Here is a 16,094-nt window from a genome sequence, read left to right on the forward strand (position 1 = left end):
CGCACCGCTTCTTCCACGGCGATTTCATCGAACGGATTCATCGACATCTTCACGTTGGCGATATCGACGCCCGTGTTGTCCGACTTCACGCGCACCTTCACGTTGTAATCGACCACTCGCTTGACTGGCACCAGAATCTTCACGCTCTCTCCCATTGATTGTTCACTGTTCGGCCGCGATGCGCCGCGCCCGATCGATGATCGGTTTATCGACGAGCTTGCCGTCGATCGCGAACGCGCCTCGCGGATTCTCGGCAAGCCGCGCAAGCACGCGCGCAGCCCATGCGCGCTCGTCGGCGCTCGGCGCGAATCCCTGATTGACCGCGTCCACCTGCTTCGGATGGATGCACAGCTTGCCGCCGAAGCCGAAGCCGCGCGCGAAGGCGACGTCGCGTGCGATGAGACGCGCGTCGTCGGTGGCGAGCGTCACGCCGTCGACGGGCGCCGGCAAGCCCGCGAAGCGCGACTCGATCACGAACGCCGAGCGCACCGCGTCGAGTTCGCGATCCATGCCTTCGACGCCCGCATCGACGCAATAATCGAACGATCCGAACGCGAGCCGCGCCACCGCCGCGGCGCCCGCGATCTCCCGCATATGCACGATGCCCGCCACGCTTTCGACGAGCGCGGTCAGTTCCGCGTCGTCCGCGCTGCGCGCCGCGACGTCCGCGAGCGCATCCGCGCTTTCCGACTTCGGCACCATCAACTGCCGCACGCGCAACTCTCGCAGCATCGCGACGTCGTCGGCGTGCCACGGCGTGCCGGGCGCATTCACGCGCACCATCAGACGCGGGCGTGCGTCATCGGCCAATTGCCTGACCAGCCAATCCGCGATCTGTGCGCGCGCCGCGACTTTCGCATCGGGCGACACCGCGTCTTCGAGATCGATCACCACGCGATGCGCGGCGCTCGCGAACGCCTTCGCGAAGCGTTCCGGCCTGTCGCCGGGAACGAAGAGATAACTGCGCTGCATCTTGCATGTCTCCAGACAGTGCCGGCGTCAGGCCGGATTCCAGCCGCGCTGGAACGTTTCCAGATAGGTGTACCGGTCGGCGGGATGGATGTTGATCGCGCCTTCGACCACATCGCCGCGCCGGTTCAGATAGCGACGGCAGACCCACAGCGCCGGCGATTGCGGCTTAGCGTTGACGAGCTTCGCAATGCGCGCGGACAACGCGACTGCGCGAATCTCCTGCTGCACTTCCGCGATCTGCTCGCCGAACTGACGCTCGATCATCGTGAATAGCGGCGTGTGCAATTCGCCCTCGTCGATACGCAGCGACCGGAACGCCGGATGGATGTACGCATCGGTATGGCAGATCGGATCGGGACTGCCCTGCGAGCGGCGGATGCTCGTCACATGCAGCCATGTCTCGCCCGCGTTCGCGCGCAGCATGTCGCATATCGCCGGGTCGTCGAGCGCCTCGGTGCGCGTCGACAGAATCTGCAGCACCGTATCCGCCGTATAGCGCTGCAGATCGCTCAACTGCTGCATCACCTGCCGATACGCACCCTCGGCCTTCAGCGCCTTCACGGTCGTGCCGACGCCCGGCTGCCGCACGACCATGCCGAGCTGCACGAGCTGCTTCACCGCTTCGCGCACGGTCGAGCGGCTCGCGCCGAACTGCTCGCACAGCTCGAACTCCGTCGGTATGGTGGAACCCACCGGATACCGGCCGCTCTGGATTTCGTTGACGAGCGTCTGCGCGAGCTGCATGTAGCGCGGTTGCTGACTGAGGACTGTGACCATCGATATGTCTGCACGGGAAGAGTTGGACACGCGCGCGCGTCCGCCGGCCTCCTGTGCATGGGTCATCGCGGATTGCATGCGAGCCTCACTGCACGACGGCCTGCTCACGGAGCGCGGCAATTCTGCCTGCATCGTAACCGAGTTCGGCGAGCAGCCGGTCCGTGTCCTGGCCCAGTTCGGGCGCCGCGCGCTTGGGCAAAGGCTCGTTCACGCGCACCGGCGCCGCGACGCCGCGAATGCCGCCGAAACGCGGATGGCTCGCGCTCACCACACCTTCGCGCTCCGCGACGAACGGATTGTCCAGCGCCTGCCTGACGTCGTTCACCGGCGCGGCGGGCACGCGGCCGCCGAGGCGCTTGAGCCATTCGTCGGTCGTCGCGGCGGAGAGCGCGGCGTCGAGTTCCTGTTCCAGCACGTCGCGATTCGCGAGCCGCGCCTTGAAGTTGCAAAAGCGCGGGTCCGTCACCCAGGACGGCTTGTCGAGCACTTCGGCGAGCACGCTCCAGAACTTCTCCTTGTTGCACATGAGGAAGATCCAGCCGTCCTTCGTCTTGTAGAGCTGGCTCGGCGTCAGCGACGGATGCGCGGAGCGGCGGTCGCGGCCCGTCACGACATCGCCGTTCAGATACCACGTCGCGACATAGGCGAGGTTATGCAGCGCGACATCGAAGAGACTCGTGTCGATATCGCGGCCGATGCCCGTCGCGCGCGATTCGACGAGCGCCGCAAGCAGCGCCATCGCGGCGGTCGTGCCGGTCATCAGATCGATGATCGACAGGCCGAAGCGCGCGGGCGGGCTGTCCGGCTCGCCCGTCACCGAGAGATAGCCGGCCTCGGCCTGCATCAGATAGTCGTAGCCCGGCCACGATGCGCGGCTGCCCGTGCGCCCGTATGCCGAAAGATGCGCGCAGACGATCGCCGGATTCGCTTCGCTCAGGCTTTCGTAAGTGAGGCCGAGTTTCGCGGGCAGATCGCCGCGCAGGTTGTTGAACACGGCATCGCTCGTCTTGACGAGATCGAGCAGCACCTGACGCGCTTCGGGCTTCTTCAGATCGAGCGTGAAGCTCGACTTGTTGCGGTTGAACGCCTCGAAGAAATGACTATCGCCTTCGCCGAAGAAGTGCGGCCCGACGAGACGCCCCACGTCACCGCCTTCGCGGAAGTTTTCGATCTTGATGATCTCGGCGCCGAGATCGGCGAGATGCTGGGTCGCGAACGGCCCCGCGCCGTATTGTTCGACGGCGACGATGCGAACGCCTGAAAGCGGCAAGCTCATACCGGGTTCCTCTCGATCAGTTGCTTGGCGATGATGATGCGTTGCAGCTCGTTCGTGCCTTCGCCGATGGTCAATAGCGGCGCGTCGCGATAAAGCCGCTCGACGTTGAATTCCTTCGAGTAGCCGTAAGCGCCATGAATGCGCATGGCTTCGATGCTGTTTTCGAGGCCCGCTTCGGTGGCGAAGTACTTCGCCATGCCCGCTTCCATGTCGCAGCGTTCGCCGCGATCGTAGGCGCGCGCGGCGGCATCGGTGAGAAGACGCGCCGCCTGCACGCGCGTTGCCATCTCGCCGAGCTTGAGCGCGATCGCCTGATGCTCGCAGATCGGCTTGCCGAAGGTCTTGCGCTGCTGCGAGTACGACACCGCTTCGTCGAGCGCCGCCTGCGCGATGCCGACGCCGCGCGCCGCCACGTTGATGCGCCCAAGTTCGAGCCCGCTCAGAATCTGCTTCAGGCCGCGCCCTTCCACGCCGCCGATCAGCCGCGAAACCGGCACGCGGAAATCGGTGAAACTGAGCTCGCACGTATCGATGCCTTTGTAGCCGAGCTTCGGCAGCTTGCGGCTCACTTCGAAGCCCGGGCCTTTTTCGATCAGCAGCAGACTCATGCCGCGATGACGCGGTTCGGCCTTCGGATCGGTCTTCACGAGCAGCGCGAGCGTGTTGCCGTAGAGACTGTTGGTGATCCACGTCTTGTTGCCGTTCACTACGTACTCGTCGCCTTCGCGGCGCGCGGTCGTGCGAATCGCCTGCAGATCGGTGCCGCAATCCGGCTCGGTGAGGCCGATGCCGCCGCGCAGCTCGCCCGTCGCCATGCGCGGCAGGAATTCGCGCTTCTGTTCGTCGGTGCCGTTGCGCTGCAGCGTCATCGCCATGATGACGTGCGAGTTGATGATGCCGCTCACCGACATCCACACCGCCGACATGCGGTCGATGATCTTCGCGTAGGTCGACGTCGACAGCCCGAGGCCGCCGTATTCCGGCGCGATGAGGCAGCCGAACAGGCCCATGTCCTTCATCTTCTCGACGATCTCGTGCGGATATTCGTCGGCGGCTTCGAGCGCGTGCACATAGGGTTTGACTTCGGTTTTCAGAAAGCGGTCCAGCATGTCGAGGATCAGCACCTCGTTCTCCTGCGCTTCGCGTGCTTCCTGTGCCTTATCGGTTTCGACGGTTGCCATGTGATGCTCTCCTCAATCGGCTTGACGCAAAATGTTCGCGAGCCCGGCGGCGCTCGTGCGCTCGATGCCGAGCACCGCTTCACGCACCTGATCGGCGCGCTCGCGCGAGACGACGCGCAGCGCGTTGTCGTAGAACTTGTCGACGATGCCAGCATTGGTCATCGGCCGGTCCGACGAGCCGCGGTTGACCGCTTCGCGATGCGCGAGGCGGCGGCCGTCGCGCGTCATCACGATCACTTCGCCTGTGTAATGGCGCGGGAACGTCGATTCGGGATCGACCTCGTATTCGACGCGTTGCGCGAGCGCCAGCACGGCGGGGTCCGCGAGCGCGGCGTCGTCGAGATCGTCGAGCGTGAAGCGGCCCTTCTGCAGCCCCGTCGCGACGATGTACGGAATGCTGAACTGCGCGTCGTAGCTGTTGGCCGGACGCTTCTTGTTCGCCACCGGCTCGCACACGACTTCGACGACCGGACCGGGCACGCGCACGACCACTTTCTCGATTGCATCGACGGCGAGGCCGTGCTCGCGATGAAGCGCGATTGCCGCATCCGACGATGCGTGCGTGAAGTGGCACGCGGGAATCGGCTTGAGCGCGACGTGCTCGATCTCCCATGTCTCGCGCAGGCCCGCCGTGGCGATCGAAAGATCGGGCGTGGCGCCATCGGAAAGATGCAGCGCGTAGAGTCCATAGCGGCCTTCGTAGGTCGCGCCGGGTCCGACATAGCCGTGCTTCGCGAGCGTCGCCGCCGTAGCCGCGCTCGCGGCGGCCCAGCCCGGATGCAGGCGCTTGGTCCACGCGCCGTCTTCGAGGAACTCCATGCTGCCCGAGGCCATCGAGAGCACGATGCCCTGCGCGTGAATCGCGGCTTCCATCGACAAGCCCATCAGCTTCGCTGCGGCAAGCGAGCAACCGAATGCGCCGACGAGTCCCGTCGGATGAAAGCCGACCTTGTGGAAGCCGCCCTGCGCGACCGCGCCGATGCGCGTCGAGACTTCCATCGCGGCGACATAGGCGGTGAGCATCTGCGCGCCGCCCGCGCCTTCGCGTTCCGCGAGTCCGAATGCGCACGGCAGCGCGCTCGCGGTCGAATGGATCACGCCGCGCGAATGCGTGTCGTCGAAATCGAGGCCGTGCACGAGCAGGCCGTTGGCGAGCATTGCATCGCGCAGCCCGAGCTTTTCGGTCCTGCCGAAGACCGTCGATGCGCCCGTGCCGAGTTCGCGCATCGCGCCAAGCGTGATGTCTGCGTAACCGAGCGCGGAGGTTGCGAAGGCAAGGCCGATGCCATCGAGAATCAGATGCCGCGCGCGTTCACGCACCGTCTGCGGAATGTCTTCGAGCTTCAGTTCGAGCGCGAACTGCGCGAGCGTCGTGGAAATGCGGGCGTTGTTTCCGGTCGAATTCATTGCGTTGCGTCTCCGTTTTGCAGAGCGAGCGGTCCGTCGACGATGACGTTGTCGGGCGATACCGCTTCGAGTGAATACTGGTTGGCGTCGATGCCGAGCGCGAGGATCGCGATCACGAGCAGCAGCAGCACCGTCGACACCATCACGAGCACGCCGACGATCCCAAACTGCGCGAACAGCACGACCGCGCCGTACGACGTCACCATCGACGCGAGCCGGCCGCATACGCCCGCCGTGCCGGTGCCGCGCAGCCGCAGCGCCGTCGGGAAGAGTTCGGGCACATAGCTGAAGAGGCCGAGCGTTACCAGCACGTAGATGCAGGAGACGAGCGTGAAGCCGACGCACGCGATCGCCGCGTTCGACACCATGTGCGGATAGACGAAGCCGAGCACGATGGTCGCGAGGCTGAAGAACACGATGCCGCGCGAACGTCCGATACGGTCCGCGCACAGGAAGCCGAGCAGCGCGCCGGCGGGTGCGCCGAAGGACATCAGCATCGTGAAGCCGAGCGAGGTGACGACATCGCGCCCTTCCTTCACGAAGAACGTCGGCAGCCACGCGACGAAGCCGTACACCGCGACGTTCACCGCGATCACCGTCAGCGCCGCCGTGATCGTGCGGCCGATCATGCCGCGGCCGAGCAGCGCACGAAACGGCTGCGGCGGCACTTCGAGATTCTGGATGCGCGAGCAAGGCGGCAGCGCGCCGTGCTGCGCTTCGACTTCGCGTTCGATGGCGCTCACGGTCTGCTCCGCTTCCTGCAGGCGACCGACGGATTCGAGCCAGCGCGGCGACTCGGGCATCGAGTGACGCAGAATCCACACGATCACCGCCCCGATGCCCGCGATGCCGAACATCCAGCGCCAGCCGAGCGCGGGGATCACGACATAGCCCACGCTCGTCGCGATGAGCAGGCCCGAGTTGATCATCAAAGCGAGCAGCGCGGTCCAGCGTCCGCGATACGCGGGCGGGATGAATTCGCAGAGCGTGCCCGCCGCGACGACCAGTTCCGCGCCGAGGCCGATGCCCATCACGAAGCGCAGGCCGATCAGCCAGTAGATCGACGGCGCGAACGCCGCCGCGATCGAGGTGAGGCCGAAGAGCGCGAGGTTGATCTGATACGACGAACGGCGTCCGAAGCGATCGCCGAGATAGCCCGAAAAGCCCGCGCCGATCAGCATGCCGAAGAAGCCGACCGAGACGAAGATCGCGTTGAGATGCAGCGTCGAGAAGCCTTGCTTGACCATCGCTGCCGCGACGCCGCCGGCGAGATAGACATCGAACGCGTCGAGGGCCGCGCCCGCGCCGATGAGGCCGAGAATCTTCCAGTGAAAGCGCGACATCGGGAGCCGGTCCAGACGCGCGCCTGAGCTAACGTTGTGATTCACAGATGTCTCCATGACTGTGAGTGAGCGCCGCTGCCGGCGCTTTTTTGCGGCCCGTTTTTCTGCGGCTCATATGCGCCCGGGTCCGGCCATTCGTCCTATGCGCGTATTTCAGTCGCCCGTGCCGAAGCCGCGCTTCGCGATCAGCGCGCTGCGCACGAAGTCGAGCACCGGGCTGCCGTCCTGCTTGAACGCGCGCGTGTGGACCGTCACGATGCCCTGCGTCGGACGCGATTTCGACTCGCGCACTTCGAGCACTTCCGATTCCGCATAGAGCGTGTCGCCGGCGAAGACCGGTCCCGTCAGCTTGATGTCCTTCCAGCCGAGATTGGCGATGGCCTTGCCGCTCACGTCGTTGACCGACATGCCGAGCACGATCGCCACCGTGAGGCCGCTGCTCACGAGCAGCCGGCCGAATTCGCTTTTCGAGGCGTGATGCGCGTCGCAATGCATCGGATGAAAATTCATCGTGAGCAGCGAGAACTGGATGTTGTCCGCCTCGGTGATCGTGCGTCCGGGGCGATGCTCGTAAATGTCGCCGACGGTGAAATCTTCCAGATAGCGGCCGTAACTCGCCCGATAACGCTGATTGCCCATTTCCTGTGCCTGCATCATTTCCGCCTCTCCTGTACACCTTGGTTGTTTGTACGGACAAAGTATCGATTAGCGATTTTGCACTGTCAAGGGAGAGTGGGGAAAGCACCTATTCGCGCCGATGAATCTATTTTTACAGGCGATAGACTGTTTTATCGACAAACAGCCCAAAAGCTGTAAAATCGATTTACAGTTTCTGGCCTGTAGGAGCATGCGGTGGACTATTCCCTCAAAACATCGAGCCAGTTGAGGCCGATCCTGCTCGGCTTTCGCAAGGCCGCGGGCTTGACGCAGGCAGACGTCGCGGCGCGTCTGGGCGTCACGCAGCAAACCTACGCGCAACTCGAAGCGAATCCGGCGGCGGTGAGCGTCGAACGCCTGTTCAAGGTCCTGCGCGTGCTGGATGTGGACATCGCCCTCAGCCGCCCCACGAAGGACAAAGCGGTCGCCGCGCCCGCCCCGCCGCCCGTCGCCGCGAAGGCAACGCCCGCACGCAAACGCGCTTCGGCCGCGAAGAAACGGGAGAACTGGTGATGGCGCGACGCACGCAAACCGGACGGCTCGATCTGTGGATGAACGGCCTGCCCGTCGGACATTGGGAAACGGGCGCAAACGGCGAACGCCTCGTCTATCGCGATGACTGGATCGCCGACAGTCAAGGCCGTCCGCTATCGCTATCGCTGCCCTTCACGCCGGGCAACCAGCCGTGGCGCGGCCAGGTCGTCACCGATTTCTTCGATAACCTCCTGCCCGACAGCGAGCCGATCCGCCGCCGCATCGCCACGCGCTTTCGCACTGGCGGCACCGCGCCGTTCCAGTTGCTCGCGCAGCTCGGCCGCGATTGCGTCGGCGCATTGCAGATGCTGCCGCCCGGCGAAGAACCCGTCGATCTGGAAAGTATCAGGGGCCGCGCGCTCAGCGAAGCGCAGATCGCGCGTCTGTTGCGCGAGACCACGTCCGCGCCGCAATTCGGCCAGCACGAACCGGTAGACGACCTGCGCCTGTCGATCGCCGGCGCGCAGGAAAAGACCGCGCTGCTGCGTCGCGGCAGGCGCTGGCTCCTTCCCGAAGGCAGCACGCCGACCACGCATATCTTCAAGCTGCCGCTCGGACTCGTCGGCAACATGCGCGCCGACATGCGCACGTCGGTCGAGAACGAATGGCTCTGCTCGAAGATCGTCGCGGCATATGGACTGCCCATCGCGCGATGCGAGATGGAACGCTTCGACGATCAGAAGGTGCTCGTCGTCGAACGTTTCGATCGGCGTATGTCGAGCGACAAGTCGTGGATCCTGCGTCTGCCGCAGGAAGACATGTGCCAGGCGACCGGCACGCCCGCGCTGCTCAAATACGAAGCCGATGGCGGCCCGGGCATCGAACGGATCATGGACGTGCTCGCCGGATCGGTGCGCGCCGCGCAGGACCGCCGCCGCTTCTTCATCACGCAGATCATCTTCTGGCTGCTCGCCGCGACCGATGGCCACGCGAAGAACTTCAGCATCGCGCATCTGCCGGGCAATCAGTACGAATCGACGCCGCTTTACGACGTGCTGTCCGCGCATCCGGTGATCGGCGCGGGGCACAACCAGTTCGCCGCGCAGCGCGTGCGGCTCGCGATGGCCGTGCGCGGCAAGAACGTCCACTATCTGATCGGCGAGATCCAGCGGCGGCACTGGATCGCGCAAGGGCGGCGCGTCGGGCTCGCCGCCGCCGATGTCGAAACGATGATCGACGAACTCGCCGCGCGCACGCCGCTCGTCATCGACGAAACGGCCGCGCAGTTGCCGGACGATTTCCCGTCGGACGTCGCCGATGCGATCTTCGACGGCATGCGAAGGCTCGCGCGCAAGCTCACGTCGAACGGCTGAGCGCGCGGGCGCCTAGCCGCCGGGCAGCGCCGCTTCGCGCGCGTCGAGCGTGCGCGACCAATCGGCTAATACGTCCGCTGGCAGCGCCTCGGAGAACAGAAAGCCCTGCAGTTCGTCACAGCCGATGCCGCGCAAGGTATCGGCCTGATGCTCGCTCTCGACGCCCTCGGCGACCACGCGCAAGCCGAGCTCGTGACCGAGATCGATGATCGCCTTGACGATGGCGAGATCCGTCGGCGCATCGAGCATGTCGTGCACGAACTTTCGATCGATCTTCAGGCGATCGAGCGGAAAGCGGTTCAGATAGCTGAGGCTCGAATAACCGGTGCCGAAGTCGTCGAGCGAGAGCTTCACGCCGAGCGCGCGAATGGCGCGAATCGCGGACACGTAGCTCTCCGCGCCGTCCATCAGCACGGTCTCGGTGATCTCAAGTTCGAGGCAATGCGGCGGCACGCGATGCGTCGCGAGACTGCGCGCGAGCGTGCCGACGAGTTCCGGATCGCCGAGCTGGATCGCCGACACGTTGACGGACGCGCTCAGCGTGAGACCGTCGCGCTCGCGCCATGCCGCGACCTGCCTGCACGCTTCGTCGATCACCCATGCGCCGATGGAAATGATGAGGCGCGTTTCCTCCGCGACCGGAATGAACTGCGTCGGCATCACCTTGCCGAGCAGCGCGCTGTTCCAGCGCAGCAAGCCTTCGACGCTCGTCAGCATGCCCGTGCGCGCATCGAGGCACGGCTGCCACGCGAGGCTCAGTTCGCGCCGCTCGACCGCCGTGCGCAGGCACACTTCGAGCGAAAGCCGGTGACGCGCGTGCTCCGCCATGTCGGCCGAGAAAAACTTGACGAGATTGCGCCCCGCCGCCTTCGCCTGATACATCGCGGCGTCGGCGTTCTGCATGAGCGTGTCGGTGTCCCCGCCGTCGTCGGGATAGAGCGCGACGCCCACGCTGCACGACACCTGCAAGGTCATGCCGGCGACATCGTGCGGCTGCCGCAACAGCGCGACGAGCCTTTGGTCGATGGTACGCATCACGTCGTTCGCGTTGCTCACGTCGTTCAGGATCACGGTGAATTCGTCGCCGCCCAGACGGCTGACCGTGTCCTTGCTGCGCACCGCCTGAAGCAGACGGCGCGACACCGAGCGCAACAGGCCGTCGCCGACATGATGACCGAGCGAATCGTTGATGTTCTTGAAGCGGTCCAGGTCGATGAACAGCACGGCGACGCGCTTGCCCGCGCGTTGCGCCTGCGCGATCGCCACCTCGAGACGCGTGCCGAAGAGCGCGCGGTTGGGCAGCTCGGTGAGCACGTCGTGCTCCGCGAGAAACTGGATGCGCGCTTCGCTTTTCTTGCGGTCCGTGATGTCGATCAGCGTGCAGATGTAATGCGACACGCTGCTGCGCTTGTCGCGCACGGTGCTGATCATGAGCCACGCGGGATAGCCGCCGCCCTCGCGCCGCCGCACTTGCGCCTCGCCGTTCCAGGTGCCGCTGCGCTCGATGCGCTCGAAGAGCCGCGCGACGATGCCGCGCTCGTCGTCCGGCGCATCCACGGCGATGAAGCCGGGCGGCTTGCCGACCACGTCGTCGCTGCGAAAGCCCGTCGCGCGATAGAACGACGGATTCGCGGTCACGAGACGCGCGTCGGCATCGAGAATCACGATCGCCTCCGACGACGCCTCGAACACCCTGCCCCACAGTTCCAGCCGCTGCTCCATCAGCTTGATCTGGTTGATCGGCGTGAACGCCGTGAGGATCGCGTCGCGGCCCTGGAAGTCGAGGCGGCGCGCGGACAGCATCGCCCAGGTCGGCTGCGCGGTCGCTTTCCAGTGAACCTCGAATTCGTCGATGGCCTCGCGATCCGACAACTGCTGGAAAAAGCGGGCGCGCGTCGAGGAATCGAGTCCGAAAGCCCAGGGATCGGTCGCGCAGCCGTTCAGCCAGAAAAGGCCCGGCTGATTCGCATGCAGCACTTCATGACCCGGAATCGCAGTGACGACCATCGGTACCGGCGTTGCTTCGACGAGCGCGTACTGCGCCGCCGATGCGCGCGTCGTCGCCGCAAGCTCCTTCTGCACGTCACGTTCGTGATCGAGCTGCGCGAGCATCTCGTTGAAGCCGCGCACGAGCTGGCCGATTTCGTCCTGGCTATGCCAGACCGCGCGCTTCGAATGATCGCCCGTGCGCCGCACGAGGTCCATCACGCGCGCGAGCTTGCGCAACGGCGACGAAATCTGCTGCGCGACGCAATAGACCATCGCGAGGATCGTGCACAACAGGAAGAGCGCGGTGCCTAGATGCAGCCACATCCGCGAGAACAGCCCTTCTACGCGCGCATGCAGCAGTTCGTCGAGATGCTCGCCCGTGAGGCCCCAGCTCACGCTCGCGCTCGCGACCAGCGCCTGTTGCGCCGTATCGACGATGGACAGCACCGCGGCGTCGGGCGCGCCGTCGCCATCGACGACGATGCGCGCCGCATGACGGAACGCCTCGACAGCCGTGCGCATGCGCGCGACCGACGGCGCGAGCGACGTTTCCAGTTCGCGATTGGCCGCGCCCGCTTCCGCGAAATCGGAGCGCAGACCTTGCATGACCGCATCGAGCTGACCTTCGAGCACGAGATAACGCGTGCGCACTTCCTCGCGCGAGCGCGCCGTGCTGAGGCCCTCGTGCAGATGACGGCCGATGTCGCTGGCCGCGCCGAGCAGCGCCGGATAACGCAGGATCGACTGGGACATGGCGTAGTAGCTGTCGAGATCGGGATCGAGAATCAGGTTCGACTGATTCCCGATGCGCGTGATGAGTTCGCGGCACGCGGCGAGCGCGGCGGTCGTCGTGGCCGCGTTCGGGCGCGTTTCGCGCGACAGCGTATCGAGCGCGGCGCGCAGATCGCGGTTGAGCGCGGCGCTCTTCATGTGGTCCCCGTATTGCGCTTCATCCTTCGCGAGGCCGTCGATGGTCGCCTGCCATTCCGCCCGCGGCCGATGCTGCCCCGCGCCCTCGAGCGCGACATCGATCAATGCGTCCTGCACGCCGCGCACATACGCGTTGCCGACGATCTCCTTGTTGGAGAAATCGATGGCGAGATATTTCTCGTGGATCAGGATGCCGCTGATATAAATCACCGCGCTCAAATCGAGCAGATAGATGAGCAGCAGTTTGTGGCCGACTCGCAGCCGCGCGAGCAGTCCGAAAAAGATATTGCGCTTCATGAAACGATTTCCTCCGCCCGATTCAAGGGTCCTCGCGCGATGCATGACGCGGCGCGAGGGCGGCCGGATCGGAGGTGAAGCCGGGATGGTCCCTTTGAATGGTGTCGCGCGCCGGCCGAAGGTCGAGTCGGACCGATATGCCGTGCTAACGGCGAGCGCTTATCCAACTTTAGTTTTTGATTGATTTTCCCTATTTGAGTGCTTGATTGTGCGTTCGCGGTGCGTGATTTTTTCGCCGATGCACCGGCGCATCGCGTTTATCACTTCGAATTGAGCCTGCGCCACAAGGTCGTCTTGCTGATGCCGAGCGCCTTGCAGACGGCGTCGCGGTCCCCGCCGAATGCGGCGAGCGACGCGCGCACCTGATCGGCCTCGACCGAGCGGCTCAGATCGCGCAACGACACATCCGCGTTGGCAGCGAGCTTCGCTTCGAAGAGTTCGGGCGCGATCGCTACCAGTTCGCCTATCGAAAGCGCCACGGGCGCATCCCTGTCCGCTAATTCCACCGCGATGCGCTCCACGATGTTCTGCAACTCGCGCACGTTGCCTGGCCACGGATAGCGGCCGAGCGCCTCTTCGAGCGGCGCGAGCACGCGCGCGGCCGCGTCGCGTCCCGGCACGCGCGACGCGAGCGCCTTGTCGCGTCGCGCGGCCTGCAGCAAGAGCGCCGTCGCGAGCGGCAGGATATCGCTCGAACGTGCGCGTAGCGGCGGCAGCGCGATGCTCAGAATGTTGATGCGATAGAAGAGATCGGCGCGAAACGAGCCATCGGCGACGCCTTCGGCCAGCGAGCGATGCGTCGCCGCGATCACGCGGATATCGACGCGCGTCGGCTCCGTCGATCCGAGGCGTATGACTTCTCTTTCCTGCAGCACGCGCAGCAGACGGCTTTGCAGCGACGGCGGCATCTCGCCGATTTCGTCGAGAAACAAGGTGCCGCGATGCGCCGCCTCGATCAGCCCCGCCTTGCCGCCCTTGCGCGCGCCGGTGAACGCGCCTTCCTCGTAGCCGAAAAGCTCGCTTTCCAGCAACGCTTCGGGAAACGCGCCGCAGTTCATCGCGACGAACGGAAAGTCCTTGCGGCGGCTCAGCCGATGCATGCTTTGCGCGACCATCTCCTTGCCCGTGCCGCTTTCGCCGAGGATCAGCACGGTGGCATCGGACTTCGCGTAGCGGCGCACCAGCGCGCGCACGCGTTCGATCGATTCCGACTCGCCGACGACATCCTCCAGCCGGTAACGCGCGACGAATTCCTGCGCGCCTCGACGCGAGCGCAATGTCCGGTCGAGCCGCTCGACGGCGCGCGATTCCTGAAACGTGAAGATCGTGCCGCCCGATGCGCCGTCGCTCGCGAGCGGTCCCCGATGGATCGCGTAGCTCACGCCGCGCACCGCGCCGAAAACGTCGCCGTCGGTGGCGGGGAGCACGCCGTCGAGTTCGGGCGCGACATCGAGCAGCGCCTGACCGACCGCGCGCGATGCATCCGCGATGCCGAGCGCGGCGGCCAGCCGCCGATTGATCGCTTCGATGCGGCCGAGCGCATCGACGGCAACGACGCCGTCGCGAAGATGCTGCAAGAGATTGTCGAGCCGGTTGCGCCGTGCGGCCTCGCCGCGCATCGCCTGCGCGACTTCGAGCGCCGTTTCGAACGCGGCGACGACCGACGTGCGTGAGTAGAGAAACACCGCGCTCATGCCCGCCTCCGTCGCGAGGTCCGCGACGAGGCCGGGGCCCGCCACGACATCGACGCCGCGATCGCGCAGATCGAGCACGAGATTCTCCGCGTCCTGCGCCGAGCGATACGACTCGCAGATCACGTCGATGCCGTACACGGCGAGAAAGCGGCGAATCTCCGCGGGCGTTTCGCCGTGCGTGACGAGCGCGACGCTCGCGCCTTCGCGACGCGCTTTCGTCAGCGCGTGCATCACGTCGAAACCCGTCGGGCTGATGACGACGACCGGCAACGACACGCGATTCTTGAGATACGCGCCGTTGGAGCCGCCCGCCACGACGACGTCCGGCCGCTCGCCGCCCGCCGATTCGATGCGCCTTGCGGCATCCTCGAAGCCGAGCGCGACGACGTCCAGTTCGGCGCGATCGGCATAGGCGCCAGCCAGATCGATGAACAAGTCTCTCAGACGGCTGATGCCGATGGCCCAGATGCGCGGGCGGGACGCAGCTTCTGTTGGCATAACGGGATTATCGTGAACGCGGGAACGGTCTTTCAGTATGCAACATCGGTTTCATCTTCGAAATCTGAAATTTCATGGATGAAATTTGCATTGCCGGACGCCTTTCCAGTTTCTCAATAAAATCAATGCCTTATGAAAGCGCCTCGCGATGGCAAGCTAGTTGCTTTAATAGGGCCGACTTTCTCAGGAGACAAACGTGAGTTCCGAATTCCAATCCGCACATACGGCCGGCGCGCGCTTCCGTCAGGCCGTCCGCGACGAATCCCCGTTGCAGGTCGTCGGCGCGATCACCGCCTATGCCGCGAAGATGGCCGAAGCCGTCGGGTTCAAGGCGCTCTATCTGTCGGGCGGCGGCGTGGCCGCGAATTCGCTCGGCATGCCGGACCTCGGCATCAGCACGATGGAAGACGTGCTGATCGACGCGCGCCGCATCACCGACGCCTCGTCGCTGCCGCTGATGGTCGATATCGATACCGGCTGGGGCGGCGCCTTCAACATCGCGCGCACGATCCGCTCGTTCATCAAGGCGGGCGTCGCGGCGGTGCATATCGAAGATCAGGTCGGGCAGAAACGCTGCGGGCATCGGCCGGGCAAGGAAGTCGTGCCGAAGGACGAAATGGTCGATCGCGTGAAGGCCGCCGTCGATGCGCGCACCGACGACTCGTTCGTCATCATGGCGCGCACCGATGCCGCCGCCAGCGAAGGCATCGACGCGGCGATCGAGCGCGCCGTCGCGTACGTCGAAGCGGGCGCGGACATGATCTTCCCCGAAGCGATGAAGTCGCTCGACGACTATCGGCGCTTCAAGGCCGCCGTGCGCGTGCCGATCCTCGCGAATCTGACCGAGTTCGGCTCGACGCCGTTCTTCACCGTCGATGAACTGAAGGAGGCGAACGTCGATATCGCGTTGTATTGTTGCGGCGCCTATCGCGCGATGAACGCGGCGGCTTTGAATTTCTACGAGACGGTGAAGCGCGACGGCACGCAGAAAGCCGCCGTCGAAACGATGCAGACGCGCGCCGATCTGTATAAGTATCTCGGCTATCACGCCTACGAAGACAAGCTCGACCAATTGTTCGCAGCGAAAAAATAACCCTTGTTTCAGGAGACGAATTCATGAGCGAAGCAGACAACAGCACGGCCAGCGCGGGCGCGTTCAAGCCGAAGAAATCCGTCGCGCTGTCGGGCGTGACCGCGGGCAATACCGCGCTGTGCACCGTCGGCAA

12 protein-coding genes and 1 pseudogene are annotated in these 16,094 nt (G+C 65.1%); 3 read left to right on the plus strand and 10 right to left on the minus strand.

What is annotated here, in order from left to right; genetic code table 11:
• The 8 genes and pseudogenes from AWB77_RS33675 to AWB77_RS33710 all read right to left on the minus strand — a co-directional run.
• Window positions 1-143 (minus strand): annotated as a pseudogene (locus AWB77_RS33675) (electron transfer flavoprotein subunit beta/FixA family protein); the annotation flags it as partial.
• A gap of 19 nt (window positions 144-162) precedes the next feature.
• Window positions 163-972 carry an HpcH/HpaI aldolase/citrate lyase family protein gene (locus AWB77_RS33680; protein ID WP_061138785.1) on the minus strand — a complete coding sequence of 270 codons (810 nt, stop codon included), beginning with the start codon at window positions 970-972 and terminating at the stop codon, window positions 163-165.
• 27 nt (window positions 973-999) lie between these two features.
• Window positions 1,000-1,749 (minus strand): GntR family transcriptional regulator, encoded by a 750-nt coding sequence (locus tag AWB77_RS33685; protein ID WP_061138786.1) that lies wholly within the window; start codon window positions 1,747-1,749, stop codon window positions 1,000-1,002.
• Window positions 1,750-1,834: 85 nt separating this feature from the next.
• Window positions 1,835-3,025 carry a CaiB/BaiF CoA transferase family protein gene (locus AWB77_RS33690; RefSeq protein ID WP_061138787.1) on the minus strand — a complete coding sequence of 397 codons (1,191 nt, stop codon included), beginning with the start codon at window positions 3,023-3,025 and terminating at the stop codon, window positions 1,835-1,837.
• A complete protein-coding gene (locus AWB77_RS33695) occupies window positions 3,022-4,206 on the minus strand; it encodes an acyl-CoA dehydrogenase family protein (protein WP_061138788.1) in 1,185 nt (394 codons plus the stop codon). The genes AWB77_RS33690 and AWB77_RS33695 overlap by 4 nt, the downstream gene beginning before the upstream one ends.
• Before the next feature lie 12 nt (window positions 4,207-4,218).
• Complete coding sequence (locus AWB77_RS33700) at window positions 4,219-5,613, minus strand: MmgE/PrpD family protein (protein ID WP_061138789.1); 1,395 nt, start codon at window positions 5,611-5,613, stop codon at window positions 4,219-4,221.
• Window positions 5,610-6,956, minus strand: a complete 1,347-nt coding sequence (locus AWB77_RS33705) for an MFS transporter (RefSeq protein WP_082852814.1) — start codon at window positions 6,954-6,956, stop codon at window positions 5,610-5,612. The genes AWB77_RS33700 and AWB77_RS33705 overlap by 4 nt, the downstream gene beginning before the upstream one ends.
• A gap of 153 nt (window positions 6,957-7,109) precedes the next feature.
• On the minus strand, window positions 7,110-7,613 hold the full coding sequence (locus AWB77_RS33710) for a MaoC family dehydratase (RefSeq protein WP_061138791.1): 504 nt from the start codon (window positions 7,611-7,613) through the stop codon (window positions 7,110-7,112).
• A 195-nt stretch (window positions 7,614-7,808) separates the two neighbouring features.
• Here AWB77_RS33710 and AWB77_RS33715 point away from each other — a divergent pair, with 195 nt between their 5' ends.
• On the plus strand, window positions 7,809-8,126 hold the full coding sequence (locus AWB77_RS33715) for a helix-turn-helix transcriptional regulator (protein ID WP_061138792.1): 318 nt from the start codon (window positions 7,809-7,811) through the stop codon (window positions 8,124-8,126).
• Window positions 8,126-9,460 (plus strand): type II toxin-antitoxin system HipA family toxin, encoded by a 1,335-nt coding sequence (locus tag AWB77_RS33720; RefSeq protein WP_374728726.1) that lies wholly within the window; start codon window positions 8,126-8,128, stop codon window positions 9,458-9,460. The genes AWB77_RS33715 and AWB77_RS33720 overlap by 1 nt, the downstream gene beginning before the upstream one ends.
• Window positions 9,461-9,472: 12 nt before the next feature.
• On the opposite strand, the gene AWB77_RS33725 is transcribed toward AWB77_RS33720, so the two are convergent.
• On the minus strand, window positions 9,473-12,676 hold the full coding sequence (locus AWB77_RS33725; protein WP_061138794.1) for an EAL domain-containing protein: 3,204 nt from the start codon (window positions 12,674-12,676) through the stop codon (window positions 9,473-9,475).
• 260 nt (window positions 12,677-12,936) lie between these two features.
• Complete coding sequence (prpR, locus tag AWB77_RS33730; protein ID WP_061138795.1) at window positions 12,937-14,868, minus strand: propionate catabolism operon regulatory protein PrpR; 1,932 nt, start codon at window positions 14,866-14,868, stop codon at window positions 12,937-12,939.
• Window positions 14,869-15,064: 196 nt separating this feature from the next.
• On the opposite strand from prpR, the gene prpB reads away from it, so the two are divergent.
• Complete coding sequence (gene prpB / locus AWB77_RS33735) at window positions 15,065-15,961, plus strand: methylisocitrate lyase (RefSeq protein WP_061138796.1); 897 nt, start codon at window positions 15,065-15,067, stop codon at window positions 15,959-15,961.
• The last annotated feature ends 133 nt before the right edge of the window (window positions 15,962-16,094 follow it).

This window comes from Caballeronia fortuita (assembly GCF_001544835.2).
In the GTDB taxonomy this organism is placed as follows: Bacteria; Pseudomonadota; Gammaproteobacteria; order Burkholderiales; family Burkholderiaceae; genus Caballeronia; species Caballeronia fortuita.